Origin of the sequence: Hydrogenophaga sp. UC242_50 (assembly GCF_042697355.1) — a bacterium.
Classification (GTDB): Bacteria; Pseudomonadota; Gammaproteobacteria; order Burkholderiales; family Burkholderiaceae_C; genus Hydrogenophaga.
In genome coordinates this window covers 4,593,640-4,616,359 of record NZ_CP170553.1, presented here as the reverse complement: position 1 = coordinate 4,616,359, position 22,720 = coordinate 4,593,640, and the positions used below count along the sequence as shown (strand labels likewise).

Genomic DNA, 22,720 nt, shown 5'->3' with positions numbered 1-22,720 from the left:
GAAAAGCGCGAGCGCCAGCATCTCCCCGGGTCGGGGTGCTCCGGCGTTCTGCGCAGCGGGGTAAAGGAGGAGGCGGCACCAGCCGCCGGGGGACACCCGCGGAGCAGAGCGCCGGAGCGCCCCGACCCCGCGAGGTCACTGAAAGAAAGACCTTATTCGCCTTCGAGCTTCAGCATCTGCGAACCCTCACCGAGCGACAGAAGACCACTCTTGGCATAGATGCCCAGTTTGGCCCGCGTGTCGGTGATGTCGAGGTTGCGCATGGTCAGCTGGCCGATGCGGTCCAGCGGCGAGAACGGCGCGTCCTCCACCTTCTCCATGCTCAGCCGCTCCGGCGCGTACGTGAGGTTCGCGCTCTCGGTATTCAGGATCGAATAGTCGTTGCCCCGGCGCAGCTCCACCGTCACCTCGCCCGTGATCGCACGCGCCACCCAGCGCTGCGCCGTCTCGCGCAACATGATGGCCTGCGGGTCGAACCAGCGGCCCTGGTACAGCAACCGGCCCAGGCGCAGACCGTTGATGCGGTACTGCTCGATCGTGTCCTCGTTGTGAATGCCCGTCACCAGGCGCTCGTACGCGATGAACAGCAGCGCCAGACCCGGGGCCTCGTAGATGCCACGGCTCTTGGCCTCGATGATGCGGTTCTCGATCTGATCGCTCATGCCCAGGCCATGGCGCCCGCCGATCTGATTGGCCTTCAGAATCAGGTCCACCGGGCTCGCGAACGTCTCGCCATTGAGCGCCACCGGCTGGCCCTCTTCGAAACGCACCGTCACCTCCTCGGCCTTCACCGCGCAGTCCTCGCGCCAGAACGGCACGCCCATGATCGGGTTGACGATGCGGATGCCGCTGTTGAGGTGCTCCAGGTCCTTGGCCTCGTGCGTGGCGCCCAGCATGTTGCTGTCGGTGCTGTAGGCCTTCTCGGCACTCATCTTGTAGCCGAAGCCGTTGGCCGTCATGAACGCGCTCATCTCGGCGCGGCCGCCCAGCTCGTCGATGAACAGTTGGTCCAACCAGGGCTTGTAGATCTTCAGGCTCGGGTTGGTCAGCAGACCGTAGCGGTAGAAGCGCTCGATGTCGTTGCCCTTGAAGGTCGAGCCGTCGCCCCAGATGTGGACGTCGTCCTCCTTCATCGCGGCCACCAGCATGGTGCCCGTGACCGCGCGGCCCAGCGGCGTGGTGTTGAAGTAGGTCACGCCGGCCGTGCTGATGTGGAAGGCGCCGCATTGCAGCGCGGCAATGCCTTCGTGCGCCAGCTGCGTGCGGCAGTCGATCAGGCGCGCCTTCTCGGCACCGTAGGCCAGGGCCTTGCGCGGGATCTCGTCGTAGTCCGGCTCGTCGGGCTGGCCCAGGTTGGCGGTGTAGGCGTAGGGGATCGCGCCCTTCTGCTTCATCCACAGCAGCGCAGCGGAGGTGTCCAGGCCGCCGGAGAAGGCGATGCCGACTTTCTGTTGGGTGGGGAGGTTCTGAAGAATGGTGGCGCATGGCGTTCGTTCTTTCGGCGGCGGGAGTCGATCAGCCGAAATGGCAGATGTAGTGGTAGGGCTCGGTCACGCGGATCTGGAAGCTGCTGTTGCCCGGCACGTTGAATTTCTCGCCAGGGCCCGACTTCTTCCACTCCGTGGTGCCCGCCAGCAAGTACTCGCAGCCGCCGGCCACGCATTCCATGATCTCGGGCGCGCCGGTGTTGAAGGTGAGGGTGGCGGGCAGCACCACGCCGACCGACTTTTTCGTGCCATCGGCCAGGGTGATGCCGTGGCTGACGCACTTGCCGTCGAAGTACACGTTGGCCTGGGTGTTGACGGTCACGCCGTCGAATTGGGTGGTGCTCATGGTGTTGGAGGGGGAGTAAAGCGAAGACGAAAGGCGAAACCGCGATTTTAGGCCGCGGGCCGGGGCGCGCCGCGCCGGCTCAGAGGCGCTGCTGCCAGGCGGTGGCGTCGAAGCCCACGGTGATGGCACCGTCGGCCCACTGCACGACCGGGCGCTTGATCACGCTCGGGTTCGCCAGCGCCACGGCGCGGGCGCTCGCGGCGTCTTTCACGCCGGTGCGCGTGGCCTCGTCGAGCTGGCGCCAGGTGGTGCCCTTGCGGTTGATCACGGTCTCCCAGCCGGCGGCGGTCAGCCAGCGGTCGAGCGCGGCCTCGGGCACGCCCTGTTTCTTGAAATCGTGGAAGTGGTGCTCGACGCCGTGTTCCGCCAGCCAGGTGCGGGCCTTCTTGACGGTGTCGCAGTTGGGGATGCCATGAACGGTGATCATGGCCCGCATTGTCCGCCATGTCCCCGCGGCCCCGGGCCCGGGACGGCGATGGGACAATCCTGCCCATGCTTGACATTCCCGTGCCCGATCACCCCACCACCCTGGCCGACTGGCTGGCCCATGCCGAACGCCTGCACCCGGTCACCATCGACATGGGGCTGGAGCGTGTGCAGCGCGTCGCCCAGCGCATGGGCCTGGCGCTGGACTGCCCGGTGATCACGGTCGCCGGCACCAACGGCAAGGGTTCCACCTGCGCGATGCTGGAGGCCGTCTACACGCAGTCGGGCTACCGCACCGGCGTCTACACCTCGCCCCACCTGGTGCACTTCGAGGAGCGCTGCCGCGTCGCGGGCGAGGCGGTGGCCGCCAACGACCTGGTGCCTGCCTTCGCCGAGGTGGAGGTGGCCCGCAAGGGCCAGGCCGGCGACGAGGGCGGCGAGATCAGCCTGAGCTATTTCGAAATCACCACGCTCGCCATCCTGCGCACGCTCTCGCGCAGCGGGCTGGACGTGGCGATTCTCGAGGTGGGGCTGGGCGGCCGGCTGGATGCGGTGAACATCATCGACGCCGATTGCGCGGTCATCACCAGCATCGCCCTCGACCACATGGCCCTGCTGGGCAACGACCGCGAGGCCATCGGCTTCGAGAAGGCCGGCATCATGCGCACCGGCCGCCCGGTGGTGGTGAGCGACCCCGTGCCGCCGCAGAGCATCCTGGACCGCGCGCTGGAGATCGGCGCCGAGCTCTGGCGCCTGGGCAAGGACTTCCATTTCGCGGGCGACCAGCAGCAATGGGGCTGGGCCATGCACCCCTCGCACGGCGGGCGGCGCTACGCCGGCCTGGCCTACCCGGCGCTGCGCGGCGCGAACCAGCTGGTCAACGCCTCGGGCGTGCTGGCGGCGGTGGAGGCCCTGCGCGGGCGGCTGCCGGTGACGGCGCAGGCGGTGCGCAACGGCCTGGCCCTGGTGGAGCTGCCCGGGCGCTTCCAGATCGTGCCGGGCACGCCCACCCTGGTGCTGGACGTGGCGCACAACCCGCATTCGGTGGCCGCGCTCGCCGCCAACCTCGACGCCATGGGCTTCTACCCCACCACGCACGCCGTGTTCGGCGCCATGGCCGACAAGGACCTGGGCGCCATGCTGGACCGCATCGCGCCGCTGATCGACCGCTGGCACCTCACCAACCTGCCCCTGCCGCGCGCCAGTTCGGCCGCCGCCCTGGCCGAACAGCTGGAGGCCCATCCCCAATGCAAGGGCCGGGTGGCGGGAAGGCACACCGACCCCATGGACGCCCTGCGGGCCGCGGTGTCCGCCGCGGACCCCGCTGATAGAATCGTGGTCTTCGGATCGTTCTACACCGTGGGTGGCGTATTGCAGGACGGCGTGCCCCGAATGTCGGCGAAACACCTGTCCGCCTAGCCTTTTATCGCCACGGTCCCCCCGATGTTCAAATCCCGTTCAGGTTCCCAGGGCAACGCCTCGACCCCCCCGCCGCAGAGCATCGAGGCCGTGCGCCGCCGCGCCCGCCACCGCCTGATCGGCGCCAGCGTGCTCGTGCTGCTGGGCGTGGTCGGCTTCCCGCTGCTGTTCGACACGCAGCCACGCCCGATTCCCGTCGACATTCCCATCGAGATCCCGGCCAAGGGCACGCCCGCGCCGGTCGCCAAGCCCGCCGCCACCAAGCCGCCTGCCGCCGCCGCCGGCGCACCGCTGCCGGTGCGTGAGGGCCTGGGTGCCCGCGAGGAAGTGGTCGAAGCCGCACCCAAACCCGCCCCAGCTGCCGCCCCAGCGCCCACACCGGCGCCTGCGCCCGTGGCCGCCGCGCCGGCACCTGCACCCGCCAAGCCCGCCGCCCCGTTGCCCGCCGAGGCCGACCGGGCACGCGCGCTGCTCGAAGGCAAGCCGGCCGCCGCGCCGGCCAGCGCCGCCGCCAAACCGGCCGCTGGCGCCGAGCGCCTCGTGGTGCAGGTGGGCGCGTTTTCGGAAGAGGCCGGCGCGCGCGCCGTGCGCCAGAAACTGGAAGGTGCGGGTCTCAAGACCTACACGCACGTCGCCCAGACGCCCGATGGCAAGCGCATCCGGGTGCGCGTGGGCCCGTTCGAGAACCGCGCGGACGCCGAGAAGGCCGCCGCCCGTGTGAAGGCCCTGGGCCTGACCGCCGCCGTCCTGACGCTGTGACGTCGGGTGGGGTGACGCGCTGATGGCCTTGACCGACTGGGTGCTGCTCACGGTGTTGCTGCTGTCGGTGCTGCTGGGGTTGTGGCGCGGTCTGGTGTACGAGGTGTTGTCGGTGGCGGGTTGGGTGGCGGCCTTCGTGCTGGCCCAGGCCTTCGCCGACGAGGCCGGGACCTGGTTGCCGATGGACGGCCTGTCGCCGCCCATGCGGGTGGCGGTCGGTTTTGTCCTGGTGTTCGTGGTGGTGGCTTTCGCCGCCGGCCTGGGAGCCTGGCTGGTGCAGAAATTGGTGGCCTCGGTCGGCCTGCGACCGGTGGACCGGGTGCTCGGAGGCGCGTTCGGCCTCTTGCGCGGTGGGGTGATCCTGCTGGCGGTGGCGCTCGTGGTGAGCATGACGCAGATGGAGGGGGCCGCGTGGTGGCGCGAGTCGGCCACCGCTTCCGTGCTGTCGGCCTCGCTGCACGAGATCAAGCCCTTGTTGCCCGAGGCCGTGGCCCGATATATCCGTTAGTTTTCCTGAGGATTCAATCATGTGTGGAATCGTGGGCGTGGTCAGCAAGACGCCAGTCAATCAGCTCATCTACGACGCGCTGTTGCTGTTGCAACACCGGGGCCAGGATGCCGCCGGCATCGTGACCCAGCAGGGCCGCAAGTTCTTCATGCACAAGGCCAAGGGCATGGTGCGCGACATCTTCCGCACCCGCAACATGCGCGCCTTGCCCGGCCTGTGCGGCCTGGGCCAGGTGCGTTACCCCACCGCGGGCAATGCCTTCAGCGAGGAAGAGGCGCAGCCCTTCTACGTGAACGCGCCCTTCGGCCTGGTGCTGGTGCACAACGGCAACCTGACCAACGCCAAGGCGCTGGCCCAGGAGCTGTTCCAGACCGACCACCGCCACGTCAACACCGAGAGCGACTCCGAGGTGCTGCTCAACGTGCTGGCGCACGAGCTGGAGAAGGTCACGCGCGGCATCACCCTCAAGCCGGCCGACGTCTTCGCCGCCGTGCGCGGCGTGCACCAGCGCGTGAAGGGCTCCTACGCCGTGGTGGCGCTGATCGCCGGCCACGGCCTGCTGGCCTTCCGCGATCCCCATGGCATCCGCCCGCTGTGCCTGGGCCGCAACAAGAACGGCGGCGTGATGGTGGCCAGCGAGTCCGTCACGCTCGAAGGCAACGGCTTCGAGTTCGACCGCGACCTGCAGCCCGGTGAAGCGGTGTTCGTCGACCTCGAAGGCCAGATGCAGTTCGAGCAGTGCGCCGACAAGGTCAGCCACAACCCCTGCATCTTCGAATTCGTCTACCTGGCCCGGCCCGACTCGGTGATGGACGGCATCTCGGTCTACCAGGCTCGGCTGAACCTGGGCGTGACGCTGGCCAAGCGCGTGGTCTCCACCGTGCCGCCGAACGAGATCGATGTGGTGATCCCGATTCCCGAATCCTCGCGCCCGAGCGCCATGGAGCTGGCCCAGCTGCTGGGCCTGCCGTACCGCGAAGGCTTCGTGAAGAACCGCTACGTGGGCCGCACCTTCATCATGCCGGGGCAGGGCGTGCGCAAGAAATCGGTGCGCCAGAAACTCAATGTGATCGGCAGCGAATTCAAGGGCCGCAACGTGCTGCTGGTGGACGACTCCATCGTGCGTGGCACCACCAGCCGCGAGATCGTGCAGATGGCGCGCGACGCCGGTGCGCGCAAGGTCTACCTGGCCAGCGCAGCGCCGCCCGTGCGCTACCCCAACGTCTACGGCATCGACATGCCCACGCCCGACGAACTCGTGGCCCATGGCCGCACCGTCGACGAGGTGCGCGAGATCATCGGCTGCGACGCGCTGATCTACCAGGACGTGGACGCGATGAAGCAGGCCATCGGCTCGCTCAATCCCAAGCTCGACGGCTTCGACGCCTCGTGCTTCGACGGCGTCTACGTCACCGGCGACATCACGCCGGCCGACATCGCCCGCCTCAACGCCGGCCGCGACCAGAGCGAAGAGGGCGAGGAAGACACCTCGCGCCTCGCCTTGCCCAATGCCCAGGTCGTCTGACACCCCATCTTCATGAACGCCAAGAAACCTGACCTGCACCGCGACACGCTCGCCGTGCGCGAAGCCGTCGAACGCAGCCCGTACGGCGAGAACTCCGAAGCCCTGTACCTCACCAGCGGCTACGTGCAACCCAGCGCGGAAGCCGCCGCACGCCGCTTCGCCGGCGACGAGGACGGCTTCACCTACGGCCGCTACGGCAACCCCACGGTGCGCCAGCTTCGAGCAGCGCCTGGCCGCGCTCGAAGGCGCCGAGGCCTGCATCTCCACCGCCTCGGGCATGTCGGCCATCCTCATGATGTGCCTGGGCCTGCTCAAGGCCGGCGACCACGTGGTGTGCTCACACTCCATGTTCGGCTCCACCATCAAGCTCATCGGCTCGGACCTCGCCAAGTTCGGCGTCGAATCCAGCTTCGTGTCGCAGACCGACGTCGCGGCCTGGAAGGCGGCCGTCAAGCCCAACACGCGCCTGCTGTTCGCCGAGACGCCGACCAACCCGCTCACCGAGGTCTGCGACATCCGCGCGCTGGCCGACATCGCCCACGCCGCCGGCGCGCTGCTGTGCGTGGACAACTGCTTCGCCACGCCGGCCCTGCAGCGCCCCATGGCGCTGGGCGCCGACATCGTCATGCACTCCGGCACCAAGTACCTCGACGGCCAGGGCCGCGTGATGGCCGGCGCCCTGTGCGCCAGCCAGGAGCTGGTGACCAAGACCTTCCTGCCGGTGCTCAAGAGTTCGGGCATGACGCTGGCGCCCTTCAATGCCTGGGTCGTGCTCAAGGGCCTGGAGACGCTGGACATCCGCATGCGCGCCCAGTCGGCCAACGCCCTGGCGCTCGCGCAGTGGCTGGAGGCCCACCCGTCGGTGGCCCGCGTGTACTACCCCGGGCTGCGCCAGCCACCCGCAGCACGCGCTGGCGATGGCGCAGCAGTCGGGTTGCGGCGGTGCCGTGCTGTCCTTCGAGGTGAAGGGCGCCGACCCCGAGCAGGCCCGCGCGCGCGCCTTCCACGTGCTCGATTCGCTGCAGGTGATGTCGCTCTCCACCAACCTCGGCGACACCAAGACCCTGGTGGCCCACCCGGCCAGCACCTCGCACGGCCGCCTGACCGAAGCGCAGCGCCAGACGGCGGGCGTGGTGCAAGGCCTGATCCGCGTGGCGGTGGGGCTGGAGCACCTGGGCGATATCCAGGCCGATCTTGACCGTGGTCTTTCTTCCTTCTGACATGTCCGCACCCATCCGCACCCGCTTCGCCCCGTCGCCCACCGGCTTCATCCACCTGGGCAACATCCGCTCCGCGCTCTACCCCTGGGCGTTCGCGCGCTCCACTGGCGGCGCCTTCATCCTGCGCATCGAAGACACCGACCTCGAGCGCTCCTCGCAAGCCGCGGTGGACGTGATCATCGAAGGCATGAAGTGGCTCGGCCTGGACCACGACGAAGGGCCGTTCTATCAGATGCAGCGCATGGACCGCTACAAGGCGGTGCTCGCCGAGATGGTGGCCGGCGGCCAGGTGTACCCCTGCTATATGAGCGTGGCCGAGCTCGATGCGCTGCGCGAGAAGCAGATGGCCGCGAAAGAGAAGCCGCGCTACGACGGCACCTGGCGGCCCGAGCCCGGCAAGACCCTGCCGCCCGTGCCCGAAGGTGTGAAGCCCGTGTTGCGCTTCAAGAACCCGCAGGGCGGCGTGGTGGCCTGGGACGACAAGGTCAAGGGCCGCATCGAGATCGCCAACGACGAACTCGACGACCTCGTGATCGCGCGGCCCGACGGCACGCCCACCTACAACTTCTGCGTGGTGGTGGACGACATCGACATGGCCATCAGCCACGTGATCCGCGGCGACGACCACGTGAACAACACGCCGCGCCAGATCAACATCTTCCGCGCGCTCGGCAAGGAGCCGCCGGTGTACGCCCACCTGCCCACCGTGCTTAACGAGCAGGGCGAGAAGATGAGCAAGCGCAACGGCGCCAAGCCCGTCACGCAGTACCGCGACGAAGGCTACCTGCCCGACGCCATGGTGAACTACCTCGCGCGCCTGGGCTGGAGCCACGGCGACGACGAGATCTTCAGCCGCGCGCAGTTCCTCGAATGGTTCAACCTCGACCACCTGGGCCGCAGCGCCGCGCAGTTCGACGAAGCCAAGCTCAAGTGGGTCAACGCGCAGCACCTCAAGGCCATGGCCGACGACGCGCTCGCGCCGCTGGTGGCCGCGCACCTGCAGCAGCAGGGCATCACGACGGACGCGCGCCTGCCGCGCATCTGCGGCCTGTTCAAGGACCGCTGCGACACCACCGTGGCGCTGGCCCAGTGGGCCAAGGCTTTCTACGCCGACATCACGCCCAACGCCGACGAGCGCGCGCAACACATCACCGACGCCGTGCGGCCCGTGCTGGCGCACGCTGGCGGAGAAGCTCGCGGCCTGTGCCTGGGACAAGGCCAGCCTCTCGGCGGCCATCAAGGAAGTGCTCGCCGCGCACGGCCTGAAGATGCCGCAACTGGCCATGCCGGTGCGCGTGCTGGTGATGGGCACGGCCCAGACGCCGTCGCTCGATGCGGTGCTCGAACTGCAAAATCGTGACGTTGTTCTGCACCGTTTGCAGAACGCCTGAAAAAATCGCCTATAATTTGAGGCTTGCTGAAATGCACTGAGCGACAAGTCGCAAAGGGCGGTCAGCAAACCCTGTGGGGGTATAGCTCAGCTGGGAGAGCGCTTGCATGGCATGCAAGAGGTCAGCGGTTCGATCCCGCTTACCTCCACCAAGGATTGAAGTCGCGAAGAGGTTTTCATCGCGGCATCGGCAGAAAAAACAAGCTCTGTCGCTGCTACAATGGAAGGCTCTTTGAGTCCAGGTTATGACCCTATCGTCTAGAGGCCTAGGACATCACCCTTTCACGGTGAGTACCGGGGTTCGAATCCCCGTAGGGTCGCCAAACAAGCCGCAAGGCAAGTAGGCAACAAGTGGTTGGCACTTGGTTCGCAAGAACAAACGCCATCTACCAGGAGTGGTAGTTCAGTTGGTTAGAATACCGGCCTGTCACGCCGGGGGTCGCGGGTTCGAGCCCCGTCCACTCCGCCACCAGTCTCATGTGGTCCCATGTAGTCTCATCGGGTCCCACATTTGGTGAATTTGAAAGGTCACAGCAAGATTGCTGTGGCCTTTTCTTTTGCCTTCACCTCGTCTCATGCCGTCTCACCTCGCCTCACACGGCCGACGGGGTCGAGAAGCCGGTTCGATTCCCACGTCCTCCGCCAACACGTTGGTTAAGGTGTTGATTCGGAAGGAATTTCTGGGCGATCCTCCGAAGCGACCCCCGGCTATGAGTGGCTCTTTGGAGGGACATGTTCGTCTTTTAGCCCCTGGCGCGATTGCTGGATCCCGAAGTTCGAAGTGCTGCGACGAAGGAAAGCGCGATTCAGCAACCTCGATTTCAGGCTGCATACGCCCGATGCGGTGTACGCCACCGGTTGTTCTCGCCTCAGGTTTTCGAGCTAGATGAGCCGTCTGCCGAAGCCGTGGAGCAGCAGCCTCCAGGGTGTCGCCGTCGTTGCTGATCGATGCGGAGCTTCAGATTCTCCTGGTTGTCCTGCTCCGCGACAGGACGGTAGCGTGCTGTCTCAGCCAATACTTGCCCCGCTTCCGGAATGCCGTTTCGGTGATGTCCCCTAATATGCGAAGCGGGAAAACAAGAGGAGAAAGCACTTGAAGAATAGGCGCGCGCGTTTTCAGGTCAGTTCTCGGCTGGCCAGCCTTCTAAGTCAGGAGTACTCGTCCACCGAAAAGGCGCTTAAAGAACTGGTGGACAACGCGTGGGACGCGGACGCTGAGAACGTGAGCATCACGCTGCCAGCGCCGATGAGCGATGCGCCCATCGTGATCGATGACGACGGAACGGGCATGACCGCCGAGGAAGTTCGCCGCCACTACCTCGCCATTGCTGCTGACCGGCGCGTGGCGCGGGGAGAGCGGACAGCCGGCAAGAATAGAAGGGTCAAAGGTCGCAAGGGCATCGGCAAATTCGCGGGCCTGATGGTAGCCGCTGAGATGACTGTCGAAACTCGCGCACGCTCAAGGCTGAGTGCATTTACCGTCCGGCTATCGGACTTGGCGCAAATCGATGACATTGAAAAGTTGCCCATCGACATCCAAGATGCGGACTGCGATGCGTCTGATCATGGCACCCGGATTACCCTTTCCGGCCATGCATCATGGCCTTGCGTTTCCGGACCCCGCGAAGCTCAGGCAAGTCCTACTTCAGGAATACGGTCGTGAAGAGGGGATGGCTGTCACGGTCGACGGCAAGAAGCTTGGCGTCGATGATGTGCAGGGAACATACCGGGATGACACGTTGACCGTCGAGGGCATGACTAACGTTCGGCTGCGATTGACAGTGGGCGAGAACAATTCGGTGACTCGCCAACCTGGAATTCAGATTCGTGTCGATGGCAAGGCGGTTGGACGGCCCACGTTCTTTGGGCTGGATGAGTCGGACGACTTTCCGCCTAAGTTGCTCAAGCGGCTATACGGGGAGCTTGATGCGGATGATCTTAGAGATCACGTTACCGCCGGATGGGACTCGGTGCTGGAGAACAGTGAGCTACTGGCGAAGGTGCGTGAAGCAGCGCAGCCCGCCATTCGCGATGCCTATCGCGCTCAGTATGGCCGGGAAATGCAACTGGCCCAGGCTCGCCTGAGCCGCAAGGTTCAGGATCACTTGGCGACGCTGCCGCAGCATCGACGCGAGTACGCAGACCGGGCAATCAAGCGCGTGTTGGACAGGTTCTTCGGTGAGCCAGTAGAAAAGATCGAGCCCTACGTCTTCGTATTGCTGGAAGCCATCGAGCGGACGGACTACGGCGCTTTGCTGGAGCACATCGCCGACTCGTCGCGGAAGGATATTGCTGCCATCGCTGAGGCGCTGGACGATTTCGGGCTGGCCGAGATGGCGTACTTGGTGGAGCAGGCTGCAGCGCGGCAAGCGTACTTGGATAGCCTTGAAACGCTACTGCGGAATCCCTCCACGCTGGAAGCGACTATGCACAAGGCTCTGGAGAAGAATCTTTGGGTATTGGGCCATGAGTTCTCGCTGTTCAGTTCCAATAAGACGCTACGTGCCGTAGTGGAGCAATCCATCGGTAGCAAGTACGTTGGCGAGAAGGCCGATCGCCGGCCGGACCTCTTGCTTAACGAGGACCTCGGTGGCGAATACTTGCTGATCGAGTTCAAGAGACCGAGCCATGCTTTGAAGCGAGAGGACTATACGCAGGCAATTGACTATCGCCATGAGCTTGCCAAGTCGACGACCAAGCGCATTCGAGTTCTAGTGATCGGCGGCAGTAGGTCGGCCGACTATCCCACGAGCAATCACGAGCCTGACGTCAGTGCGGTGGTCTTCTCGGAGGTCATCTCGACCGCGAGGCGAATGCTGGATTGGCAACTGAAAGGTGCTGGAGGCTAGCCCCCTTGACTACCCGCATGGGTAGTGCGCCGCCCGAGATCCCGTCGGGATCGACGTAACTAGAGGGACCTCGTATGGTGGTCAAATCTGAGCATTCGGGAGTGGTACCAAGCCAGCACACGCCTTGGTGCTGCCCACGATATGCATTAGGTACTTGGCGCGTGACGTCCCGACGTACACTGTTTCCGCTTCTTCAGCAGTTGCGATTTCCTCGCCGAGCCAGAGGATCACCACTGGAGCCTCGAGTCCCTTGAAGCGGGCAACGGTATCGACCAGGATCGTGCCTGGCATGCGGCGTTCGAAGGACCAATCTGTCTTGCCTGGAAGCCGGTGCTGCCCCAGCAACTCGTAGAGAGCGCCTTTTGGGCGCTTGGCCAGCAATACGACGATGTCCGCCGGAGCCACCTTCTCGTCAAGTAGAAGGCCTCGCACGCGCCGCGCGATCTCCGTGGCCTGCTGTGACTCGTTGTCGAACTGCACAATGTCGACATCGGGGCCGCTCAGCTCTGGCAAGTCGACCGGCGTCCCCACGTAGAAACCATAGGCCAGTGCGTGAATTGGCGTCGTGTTGCGGCAGTTCGCGGTCAGGAAAAATGGCTCGTCTTCGATGGGAAGTTTCGCGTCGCGCCGGTAAATCGCTTGGTTGCGATCCGTGAAGAGGTAAAAGGCGCCCTGGTCAGGATTCTTCAGGAGGGTTTCGACGCCAAACCAGTACTCGTCACTGAAATCTTGCGCCTCGTCGACGATGACACTGTCGAACAAATCACCCACAAGGATGTCGTTGGCCAAGGCGAGTGCGAACGGCATCAAGATCTCGAACTTGTGCCGCTCCCCTTGCCCGGGATAGGACGCGGCAGCTTCGGCTAGAAGGTCGCGTCCAGTGCGTTCGCGCACCAGCGCGATGCGTCTTTCGCACAACTGGTGGTAACTCATCACCGTAAGTCTTTCGACGTTCGCGAGCCCCTGTGCCAGGACATCGGCGAGCGGTCGGTTGTAGCAGAGCAGGAGGACCGCTTGACCCTGTGCCGCGAGCTGACGAGCCTTCTCGATGGCGATGAGCGTCTTGCCAGTTCCTGCACCTCCGGCAATGACCGCTCGCTTACGGCCACCGATAATGCGCAGGATGCGTGCCTGTCGCTCCGTTAGTCTTACGAGTTCGGCTTCCGCATATGCCAGTTCCGCTCGCAAGAGTGCGCGGACTTCAACTGAGCCGCACAGTATCTCTTCGACCAACATGACACCTCTTTTGCCGAGATCCTGCTCTTGACCATCGCGCCAGAACGCGTTGGACTGCGCAGTCCAGGCCTGTAGTTGGGCCAGATCGGCCTGCCCGCCGATGATTTGCCGGGCCCTGCTTGTGTGTACCAAAGGGCCGATGTCGTGCAGATCCGGGAAGAAGACCGCATGCCCACTGAGCACGCGCTTGCCCGGCCAACCGCGCCATTTGGCGTGGCCCTTTAGTTGGTCCAGGATCGCGAATTTCTCCGATTGCGCTTGCCGGAACGGGTCTTTGATCTTGTGCGTGGTGCCGAAACGGTCGATGGAGGTCCATGTACCGGTTCTTGCATCCACCGCGACGCCGCCGCCCTTGACCTCCACGGTGAGGAGTCCGGCGTTCGCGAAAGCCAGCGTGAAGTCCGCTTCCCCCTCGCGCAGTTGGTGCAATTTGTCCCGGTAGGTCCAAGTGGCCGAGTGAATGACGAGTACATCATCCGGAAGCTGGTCGCGGCACGCGCGGTAGAACCGTGCCTCGGCCTGCGAGGGCAGGGCCCGCAACTGTTCGTCACTGAGGATGGGACGCATGATCGGCCATCGCTAGTCTCCCTGAGAAAGCCTCATCCGGGCCGGCTCGAACACCTTGAACACCTGTCGACCATCAGCGAGGTGGACGTGGAGCTTGCAGAACACGTTGCCTGCTTTTTTGACGCTGATGATGGTGCCACTCCCAAGACCTTGGATCTCGATGCGAAGTCCCGGCACCGGGACCAAAGGAGGCGCTCCGGTTTCACTGATCGCGGTCGCCTTCCACCCAGAATCGAATCGGAATTGATCGGTCTTGCCGAACGGGTTGTTCACCAAGTGAAGGATTTGTCGTCCCGGTTGAATAGCGTGTTCGACGATACAGAGCCAGTAGTGCTCGCGCTTCTCGGCCGCACACAGCAACTCTGAGGGCGTCAGGACGATTCCCGCTGCGGTCCATGCCGCTGACTGCCCCTTGATCTCGATGAAATGCTCGCTGCCGTCGTGGGCGATCCCGCGGACATCGAATCCCTTGTTGTACGGAGGCATTTCTTCCAAGGTCGCCCACTTCGTCTGCTGCGTCTGCAGGAAGTGCTGCACGGCCGCCTGGGCCGTGACGTCGCGATCTCGCGCACGATCGGCCTCATCTGGTATGCCGGACAAATCGCGATTCACTGGAGCGGGCTCGACATAGCTCAGGAGTCGATGACCTGGATCGCTCGACGAGGGAGCGCGAGTACCCTGGTGGCGCCCGCGGCGGCGGACGTTACCAGTCCACCCCGGCTTGGTCGCGGTGCTTTTTGCCGATCCGGAGCGATTCGCCCCCTGATGAATGGGCGCGTTCTCCGGTCGTTCGGGCTTGGCAGGGGTCGCCGCAGTGCTAGATCCTGATGCGGAATTGCTGGTTGGGGCCAACGGCGCGGAGGCCGGGAGTGCATCGGCAACCGTTGATAGCTGCGCTGAGGGTGACGTGAGGGGCTTCTGTGGCGCGCCAGTCGAGGGCACTGTGACTGCGGGTGGCTGCGCTGCATTCGCGGTGGAAGGTGAGGCTGTCTCTTGCGACGGCCTGGCCGGCGCTTGCACAGGTGCGCCTTCGTCCTGATCCTGGGAAAGCTCCGGCGATTGTGGGTTCTCTGAGGCAGGCGGCGCATGTTCGAGGGTCAACTGAGACAACTCGTCGTCAGGTAGCGCGGGAATCTCTCGGACATCAAGATACTCTTCAACCTCGCCGATCTCTTCGTCCCGAAGAACTCGGCTGACCCCATCCACCAGCGTCATGGGCGCCTTGAGCATCAAACAGATCTCACGGGACAACCGGTCTACGACACCTTTGGCCCCCGATCTCACGAAAGCGCACTCACCGGAGATCACGACTTCGCCCTGGGCCGTAGCGGTGATACCTTGAAGGGAAGTGCAGATGGTGAGGGTATCGACGTCGAGGACCCTGAGAAGGGACAGGCGACGCCAGAGACCGGCCTCTTTCGCGCGTTCGAAGACGGTATGAGACTGCGCGTAGACCAAGCGAGCAATATAGCGGTACCGTTCTCGTACCTTTGCGGAAAGTGTGGTGTTCGGACGACCAGTCCCAGGATCCTGAAGCTTTATCTCCAGACTGTTCGACAGCAGCGGGACGCCAGCGGTATCCAGCAGCACCCGAATTTGAGGAAGGCGAGTCGCTGGTACGGCGAGGAAAGAAATATCGTCGTGCGCACCGAAGAGTGCGCTGGTCGCAGGCTGATCATCGGCGTAGAGGACATCGCTGAGCGTCACCATTTCGCCCCGATGGTTGAGGAAAACCGGGCGGGCTTTGAAATCAGCGAGCCATGCCGGTGCGGCACTACCGAGCGGAGATGCGAGTTCGCGACTGGCCCGTGCATAGATCCGCAGCGCCTCTGCCGCTTGTGCTTCGACGGTCAGTCCTGCTTCCGTCAACGAGGGCAAGGCACGGACGGCTGCAGCGATCGACACTTCATGAGGCACCCCCAGCTTGCGGACAAAGAAGCCGTGCGAGTCCGCGTACTGACCCTGCAGCGCAGGGTAGTGACGGCTGAGAAATTCTCCCGGGGGCGACCAAACCACTTCATCCGGGCCGCGCCATGGCGATTCGTCGCTTCGTGTGAGGATCAGTGCGTGTTCCTGGAACGCTTCACGGACGCGGGAGGCATTGCGGTCGAAAATCTGATCTAGATGTCGATAGAGGGGACGAACATGCGCCGCAGAAGGCTTTTCTGTTGCTTTGATCTGCTTCAGTCGTTTGATGCACGCGCTGACATCGACGCGGTGCACGATCCCGCAAATGTCAAGAAAGTCCTCGCTGAGTAGTTCGGCATCGATGTAGGTAGGAGAACTTCCGAAAACATCCTTGACAATGTCGATCGGATAGTAGGCTTCTTGCAGGCTGGCCGAGCGCCGCTGTCTTGTCGGTGCAATGGTCGTACGCAGCGTTGTAGCAAAGCTCGTGTAATACCTGGTCCCAGGCTTGCTGCTCTGTGAATAGGTCGCGTGGCTACTGTAGCGGTGCCAGTTTCGATCCAGGCACTCGAGCGTCTGGCGTCGGATGGCTGCGCTGTCGGAGCCAAGCAAGATGGCTAGTTCGGAGCTGCACGCCGCGTTGCCCTCGCCGGATAGACGCGGCGAAGGGTTCACACCGATGCGGAAGAAGAAGTCTCGCCATTCAGCGAGAACGGTAGCGCGCGTCTGCGGGTCCAGTTTGTCCAGTCCAGGGGGGAGATAGTCAGGCGAGACCAGCCGCAGACAATCGAGCTTCTCCTGGAGCAAGGCTTCGATGTCGAACTCAGGTTGATACTCGCGTCCAAGGTATACATCGTCCGCGAGCTGAAACCACCACTTCGAGTCCTCATTTTTCTTTGTCTTGAGGCGCAGACCTTTACGCAAGATTTCTAAAGCGGAGGCGTCCGACTGACCGTGCGTGGTGGCCGCGTCAAGGTAGTCCCTGAGCTTGGCTTTGACATACCGGACGTGGCCCGTAAGCGCTGAGAATGAAGAATCACGCCAACGGTCGGTCTTGTGCGCTGGCAGGATGTGATTCGTGATCAACGTATAAGGCTCGGGCGCGCGCACGCCAAGGTCGTGCAACAAACTCCGAATATCCGCCTCATCCTTTTCTTCAAGGAGGTCAATGAAGGCCTCGTCAAGAATTCGAAGCTCCTGCTCGAATCCAAATTTCTTACCGCGAGCTAAAGGGGTAAATACGGTCCCACTGCTTGGAGACTGCAGGGTGCCATCGCTGACTGGTAGACAACGGGCTTCTTCGACCCCCGCGTCCAAAAGATGTCGACGATTGAGAGTGGCCAGGTAGCGAAAGTACTGCACGAGCCACCCGGGACCTTGCTCGCGTACCCAGTCTCCGTGCTCGACAAAGACCTTGACGACGTCAGCGACGTAGAGGGGCGCGCAGCCGAGCCTCTTCAGGGTGCTTGGTTCGACCTCCAGGTCGGGGGCCGGATAGTCTTTTCCAAAGATCTTCCAGGCCTGATCAGCAGGCACCAGTCGTTGGAATGCCGCCGGCGCAGTCATGACTTCGGCCGGCTTTCGCCATTGGCCGGTTGCACAGAGAACGCAATCAGTCCCTGCCAGCGCCTCCAACATTTGCTGCACGACGGGGGCGAAGAAGCCGTGGGTAAGTTCCTGCTCTTGCGGCAGAAACTGCAGAAAGGTCCGTGCGAGTGCAGGCCGGTTACGGAAATGCTGGAGGCTGGCGACGAACGCCGGCGCGATGGCGTCGCGCAGCGCAGCGTTCCAAGGCCGGGCGGTCTGGATGTCTTCGCGGGCAGAACTCAGCAGGAAGTCGGCCTGGATACAGAAGCGAAATCCGAATGCGCGGATCGGCAAGAACGCGAAGGTTGCGCATTCCGATGTTGAGAGCGATTTGCCAGCATCGTCTACGGGAAAGGCCAAGACGATCTCGCTGTCGGGCGTGGACGGCCGCTTTTCGTCAATCGCGCCGGCCATGGAGACGTTCACGGCGACCCGCAGGTAGCGCTGCCGTGAACTCTTCACCTCGTTGTCTGTCGATTGCCGACTAGTCAGCAGTGCGACGAAACCATCTTCATCTAGCCGGCGCATGGATACGCGTTCATCGGGCGTTCGTAGATCAATGCGACGGAGCTTGCGCAAGAAGAGTAGAAGTCTCGCGTCCAGTTCGCTCAGTACTGTGCTTGTAAAGCTTTCACTTGGCTTTGCCGGAAGAACGATGGTTGTGCCCTCGCTGGCGTGCGCAGCGCTGGGTTCAATCCAGTGGGGCACAACGTAGCCAAGGTGCTCCTCGGGCTTCGACATGTCGAACCGAAAATGAAAGCCGTTGGAGTGAATCTGTGGAGCATTGGAGACTTGAAACACAGACTTGAATCCAATGCCCTTCTCGCCGATGAATCCAACCTTCCTTGATTTGGTGCTTTCGCCGACGCTGCACAGCGCTCGCACGTTCGCTTGCGTGAACCCCAGTTCGTTGTTCCAGATCGTCAAGGCTTCCGAGGAAAGCGTCAAATGGATCTCGGGGCCGACTCCGATGGCATAGGCGTTGTCGTCGGCGTTCTGGACCAGTTCGAGAATGAAATGGGTCTTCGTGGAGTACAGATCGTCAGACAGCAGTCGCAGGGCGCTGTTGAGCTTTCTACGCATGCCTTCAGCCGCCGCCTCTGCGTCAGGGGCGAGGGTCATTCCGATCATGTATTCAGAACGCCGAATCTGCTCTATGAGGGCGCGACCCTCTCCGGTTTTCTGAGCCGCTTGATGATCCTGCATATCTTCTCCGGTTTACGAGGCCGATCCGCCTAGTTGCCTGAAGGGCGAGGCGAGCCACGCTCGCCGAGCGGACGCGCTATGAGATCCGAACGGCCAGCAACCAGAAAGATCACGCGGCTTCATCGGTGGCCGCTCCCGGTGCTAGATGCCGGATCTGCCAACCGCGCGCCATCAGCCTCTCCTCATTCACCGTAACGTCCTTTTCCGCCCCCAGCGAGCTGTTTCGCAAAGCTAGGCACAGCAGGTGAGTAGGTCGGGTCATCGCCACGTAGGCCTGCAGTAGCCGTTGCATCGCCTTGTCGCTGGCGCACTTTGCGCCATTCTGGTGTTGGCCCAAGAGCCACGGCATCAGCCCATGCAGGAAGTGCGTTTGGTTGAAAGTCTCCAGAAGGAGCGTGGCCGAATGGGTCTGGCCCTTCGACATGTGGATGGAGCCCAGCCGGATATCGACACTGGTGTTCCCGTGGATGTAGCGGTAACTGTTCGCTGGCACGGACTGAGCTTGATTCAGATTGACGGGCAGCGTGGGGGGCTCGGTAGTTCGCGAAGCCATGAAGTCGTTGGCGGCAGGCGCGTTAGCAATACCCCCGGCCAAAGCGGCCGCAAGTTTCCGGATTTCAGGGCAGAGCTGTGCCCAACGTGCCGCATCAAGTGGCTCTCGATCGACTACGAATCGGGCGAGCAAGCCGCGATACACGGTCCGCATTTCATCGGCATCCGTGAGGCGCTTTTCTATCTGCAAGTGTTGCCGGCTGCTTGACCGCATTTGCGTCGTTCCTGCCAGCAAGTTGGCGAGGTGAGCGATTGCTGAAGCGACGCTGTCCACGCATTGATGGAGAGGGCCACCACTCGATGCAAGCACCTGCGCCGCGAGGAGGTTCTCAACGAGGGTGCGTGGCCGATAGGTCGGACGGCCGGCACCTGGCTGATATCCCGCCCAGTAGTGCGGGACGGTCTCGGGGTATTGCTTGTGGCCGGGTTCCACGTCGGGGAAGGGTTTGTGAACCGCGCCGACCGCAGTGACCGCCGACGAGGCTATCAGGGGCGCAGGCAACGTGGCGAGCACGTGATGGCCGAAGGCGTCCAGAACGCCGGAAGGATCGTTGTCGGGAAAGACAAAGATGGTGTGGGGTAGCCCCTGACCTGCCACCGCGGTCGGCCGCACACCCTTCAAGCCGCTGGGTTGAACAGGGAGGTAAGCGAAGGGATTGGCAAGCGCCCCGATCGACGCGTCGAAGCGGAAGGAGTCGGCGATGTTGACGCACCGTATGTTGTCGGGAAATGCATCGGCGACTGGCTTGACCCCACCCTCGAAAATGGCCTGGTTCGGATCACCGACGCGCTGGATGCAGACCGCAGGCACGTCACGCGGGAAGAGCCGCCGCAGGAATGCGTTCTGCTGTTCGGAGGTGTCCTGCATCTCGTCGACCAGGACGAAGGGAAACCGGTTCTGGAGAATAGAGGGAAGACTGGGCTGCTGCGCCAGCAAGGCTTCACCGAGAAGGAAGATCTCGTCGTAGCAGAAGTAGCCCTGTACAGCCGCATGCTGCAGCGCGGACGCCGCGAGCTGGTACATCTTGGTGTGAGTACCGCTGGGAAAACTCGTGTTCGCCAACGGTGTCGCAAAGTTGGCGCTGCCGAGGCGCAGGCTGTCGAAGCTGATGAATTTCTTCTCGAGGTAACCGTTCAGGGTGAAATAATCCCCTGGGCTGAGATGGCGACGGCGCACCCTTGTCGTCAGATCGTTGTCGATCGCGGCGACGCGGTAGCCCGCCGACAGCAACCATGGGATCGCCAGAAAACGATTCACGAATCCGTGAATGGTGTCGATGAAGTGCGGATAGCCAAGCAGGCGCTGGCCGACATCCGTGTTGCCCAAGCGATGCGCGATCTCCTCGCGCGCCACGTTGGTGTGAGAGAGGACGCAGATGCCGCGGGTCGTGCTTTTCCACTTGCGCGCGAGAATCGCCAGCTTCGCTACGACGAGCGTGGTCTTGCCGCTGCCGGGGCAGGCAGAGACGTCCAGCGTGGTCAACGACTTCAGGAACGCTCGCCGCTGCGCATCGAGGGTCTGCAGCTTGAGCAATCCGCGAGCCCACTCGATGTCGTCATCGGTGATGGGGCCGATCAGGTCCGACGGCGCAATCATGCCGCCGGCGCCACGGCTGCTACGGCAGGCGCCGGCGGGGTGGTGGCGAAGGCGATGGCTTCCCGGATATAGGCCGGAAGGCGTGCCGACAGCCAGGCGCCATCGATCTCGCCTGTCCTCGCGTGCTCGCTCAGCAGGTCAGCCAGATGTTGTGCCGCAATGGACTTGGAGGCCCGCTTGCTCGAGAACATCTCATAGACATGGGAGCACAACACCTCGCGATCGCCGGCGGCCTGGACCACCAGCGCGGCGTAGTCCAGCTTCGCGGCCGCCTTGACGTCCGCATGCGTCTTCTTGTCGTTGTTCAAGGGGTCGTCGTTGGCCGCGAGGACGGCGGCCATGTAGACCTCTTCGGCGAGGCCGGCGAATGCCAGGTCGTACTCCAGTGTCCATTCATTGGCGACGAAGGTCCTGATGTTCTGCCCATCGCCTTCGCTGAGCCGGATCCGCCTAGCCTCGAGTCCGGCTTGCCGGTCGGCAGGGGTGGCGCCGAACTCGCGCTTGACCCGCCATTTGCGACGCGGACTGGTCCACTTCGGGTCCGCATCGTCCGCGACCAACTCCAGGATGCGGGGTGCGCAGTCTGGCATCACATCCATGTCGGCCAGGCAGGCCGTCGGAATCGCAAAGACGCCCTTGGCGGGATCCTGGCGTTGAAGGATTCGTGCATAGCGTCGCAAGCCGGTGCCACCCACATTCACGATCGACACGCCGTGCTGGGTCAAGTCACGGTCGATCAGCCGAGCGAGCGTCGGTACCAGGAGGGCCTCGCCGTCGCCCTCCACCACGATCAGGCCGCGCGCGAAGAACAGGTTGGCCTTGGTCACGTCGAGGAAGCGCTGTAGGAACCTGTAGTCGCTCTTGCTCAGGTGCGTGTGGCCTTCGGCCATCGAGTAGGCGCCTTGCCGATGTAGCAGCACCAGGTTCTGCAACGGGATCTTCGACGTCAGGTTGGGGCTGTGGCTGGTGACAATGACTTGCACCTGGCGCCGAGTGCTTCCCACCAAGGGCGTGGCGGCGGCTTCCAGGAACTCCATCAAGCGCAACTGCCGCTGCGGATGCAGATGCGCTTCCGGCTCCTCGATCAGCAGCAGGGGGAGGCCATCGGGTTCCTTGCCAAGCAACAGCAGCTCGCAGGCCATGAACAGCAGGTTGTTGGAACCCAGGCCGTACGTGCCGCGGGACCGACCATCCGGCCCCGCGAGCAGGTCCAACTCCAGGCGTTCGAGGATCTGCCGTAACCGAGCTGCGTCGGTGCCGCCTTCCGCGAAACTGATGCGCCCGTGCAGCGCCTCGCCGGCAAGCGACAGGCGGGCCAGGTAATCGGTATTGATAGCCTTCTGCGCACCCCCGATGCCTTCATGCTGGTCGACCAAGTGACGCAAGTAGTCGGACAACCCGGACAGACTCAAGTTGGCCGCCTGCGCCGCGTCGGCCGGCGGCGAGGCCGCGTCGAACGGCTGCCCCTTCTTGATCTCCGGGAAGTTGTTCAGGATCTGCGACAGACGGGAGCCGCGTCCCGGCGACATCTCGCGCTCGGCATCGCGCAAGGGACGCAGGTAGGCAGTCGCAAGCAGCTGCCGGACCGTCGCGTCGAAGGGAGGGCCCTCGCCTGCGGGGCCGCTGCGCACCGTGATGTCGACCCATCGCCGGCTGCCGGGTGTCTCGCTCAAACGGCGTGCAAACCAGTGCACATAGAGGGCGACCCCCGCGCCCTCGTACGTCAGGTATTCGGCGAACGCGCCTTTCTCGCTGTCTGTTAGCCCGGACAACCGGGCCCGGATCGTGATCTCCGCCGCTTGCTGCCCATCGGTTCGGATGTGGAAGTCCTCGGGTTGCACGCGCATGAATTCCATGTCACGGGTCGTCAGCGCATGCCGGATCGCGTCGATGACGGCCGTCTTGCCTGCATCGTTTTCGCCGACGAGTGCCGTGACGCCTTCGCGAAACTCGATGGAAAACACCGGGTCACCAGCACCAAATTGCCGGAAATTCTTGATCGTGAGCTGTGACAGAAACATGGAATCTCCAAGCGATCGCTAGGCTGGCAGCAGTCTTCGTACGCCGTCGCTCGATTGGCTGGTCCCGCTGCAATCCAGTCCGCTGCATATTTCAGGCATCAGCACGAGGTTTTCGCT

13 protein-coding genes, 3 tRNA genes and 2 pseudogenes are annotated in these 22,720 nt (G+C 63.7%); 11 read left to right on the top strand and 7 right to left on the bottom strand.

Features of this window, described 5'->3' with window-relative positions; translation table 11 throughout:
• Positions 1-152: 152 nt before the first annotated feature.
• From argG to ACFJGX_RS23530, 3 genes are all read right to left on the bottom strand, one after another.
• Positions 153-1,526 (bottom strand): argininosuccinate synthase, encoded by a 1,374-nt coding sequence (gene argG / locus ACFJGX_RS23540; protein WP_382325511.1) that lies wholly within the window; start codon positions 1,524-1,526, stop codon positions 153-155.
• The gene (locus tag ACFJGX_RS23535) at positions 1,516-1,833 is read right to left on the bottom strand and encodes a pyrimidine/purine nucleoside phosphorylase (protein ID WP_291112815.1); all 318 of its coding nucleotides are present in this window, start codon (positions 1,831-1,833) and stop codon (positions 1,516-1,518) included. The genes argG and ACFJGX_RS23535 overlap by 11 nt, the downstream gene beginning before the upstream one ends.
• A 79-nt stretch (positions 1,834-1,912) precedes the next feature.
• Entirely contained in the window at positions 1,913-2,260 is a 348-nt protein-coding gene (locus tag ACFJGX_RS23530; RefSeq protein ID WP_382323629.1) for an ArsC family reductase, read from the bottom strand.
• A gap of 65 nt (positions 2,261-2,325) precedes the next feature.
• Between ACFJGX_RS23530 and folC the strand changes: the two genes are divergently transcribed.
• The 11 genes and pseudogenes from folC (at position 2,326) to ACFJGX_RS23475 (ending at position 11,929) form a co-directional block, all read left to right on the top strand.
• On the top strand, positions 2,326-3,678 hold the full coding sequence (gene folC, locus ACFJGX_RS23525) for a bifunctional tetrahydrofolate synthase/dihydrofolate synthase (protein WP_382323630.1): 1,353 nt from the start codon (positions 2,326-2,328) through the stop codon (positions 3,676-3,678).
• 24 nt (positions 3,679-3,702) lie between these two features.
• Positions 3,703-4,437 (top strand): SPOR domain-containing protein, encoded by a 735-nt coding sequence (locus tag ACFJGX_RS23520; RefSeq protein ID WP_382323631.1) that lies wholly within the window; start codon positions 3,703-3,705, stop codon positions 4,435-4,437.
• 22 nt (positions 4,438-4,459) lie between these two features.
• Complete coding sequence (locus ACFJGX_RS23515) at positions 4,460-4,945, top strand: CvpA family protein (RefSeq protein WP_382323632.1); 486 nt, start codon at positions 4,460-4,462, stop codon at positions 4,943-4,945.
• A gap of 19 nt (positions 4,946-4,964) precedes the next feature.
• Positions 4,965-6,470, top strand: coding sequence for an amidophosphoribosyltransferase (gene purF / locus ACFJGX_RS23510; protein ID WP_382327180.1), 1,506 nt, complete (start codon positions 4,965-4,967; stop codon positions 6,468-6,470).
• 12 nt (positions 6,471-6,482) lie between these two features.
• Positions 6,483-7,690: pseudogene (locus tag ACFJGX_RS23505) on the top strand (O-succinylhomoserine sulfhydrylase).
• Position 7,691: 1 nt separating this feature from the next.
• A pseudogene (gltX, locus tag ACFJGX_RS23500) lies at positions 7,692-9,081 on the top strand (glutamate--tRNA ligase).
• 75 nt (positions 9,082-9,156) lie between these two features.
• A tRNA-Ala gene (locus tag ACFJGX_RS23495) sits at positions 9,157-9,232 on the top strand.
• 95 nt (positions 9,233-9,327) lie between these two features.
• A tRNA-Glu gene (locus ACFJGX_RS23490) sits at positions 9,328-9,403 on the top strand.
• 69 nt (positions 9,404-9,472) lie between these two features.
• Positions 9,473-9,549, top strand: a tRNA-Asp gene (locus ACFJGX_RS23485).
• Between the two features lie 624 nt (positions 9,550-10,173).
• Positions 10,174-10,743, top strand: coding sequence for an ATP-binding protein (locus ACFJGX_RS23480; RefSeq protein WP_382323634.1), 570 nt, complete (start codon positions 10,174-10,176; stop codon positions 10,741-10,743).
• A 7-nt stretch (positions 10,744-10,750) separates the two neighbouring features.
• Positions 10,751-11,929 carry an ATP-binding protein gene (locus ACFJGX_RS23475; protein ID WP_382323635.1) on the top strand — a complete coding sequence of 393 codons (1,179 nt, stop codon included), beginning with the start codon at positions 10,751-10,753 and terminating at the stop codon, positions 11,927-11,929.
• An 81-nt stretch (positions 11,930-12,010) separates the two neighbouring features.
• Here the strand turns inward: ACFJGX_RS23475 and ACFJGX_RS23470 are convergent, their stop codons facing one another.
• The 4 genes from ACFJGX_RS23470 to ACFJGX_RS23455 all read right to left on the bottom strand — a co-directional run bounded on the left by ACFJGX_RS23470 (position 12,011) and on the right by ACFJGX_RS23455 (position 22,603).
• Entirely contained in the window at positions 12,011-13,732 is a 1,722-nt protein-coding gene (locus ACFJGX_RS23470; RefSeq protein WP_382323636.1) for a DNA/RNA helicase domain-containing protein, read from the bottom strand.
• Positions 13,733-13,744: 12 nt separating this feature from the next.
• Entirely contained in the window at positions 13,745-18,433 is a 4,689-nt protein-coding gene (locus ACFJGX_RS23465; RefSeq protein WP_382323637.1) for a sacsin N-terminal ATP-binding-like domain-containing protein, read from the bottom strand.
• Between the two features lie 109 nt (positions 18,434-18,542).
• On the bottom strand, positions 18,543-20,582 hold the full coding sequence (locus tag ACFJGX_RS23460) for a UvrD-helicase domain-containing protein (protein ID WP_382327178.1): 2,040 nt from the start codon (positions 20,580-20,582) through the stop codon (positions 18,543-18,545).
• Positions 20,579-22,603, bottom strand: a complete 2,025-nt coding sequence (locus ACFJGX_RS23455) for an ATP-dependent endonuclease (RefSeq protein ID WP_382323639.1) — start codon at positions 22,601-22,603, stop codon at positions 20,579-20,581. The genes ACFJGX_RS23460 and ACFJGX_RS23455 overlap by 4 nt, the downstream gene beginning before the upstream one ends.
• Positions 22,604-22,720 lie beyond the last annotated feature (117 nt).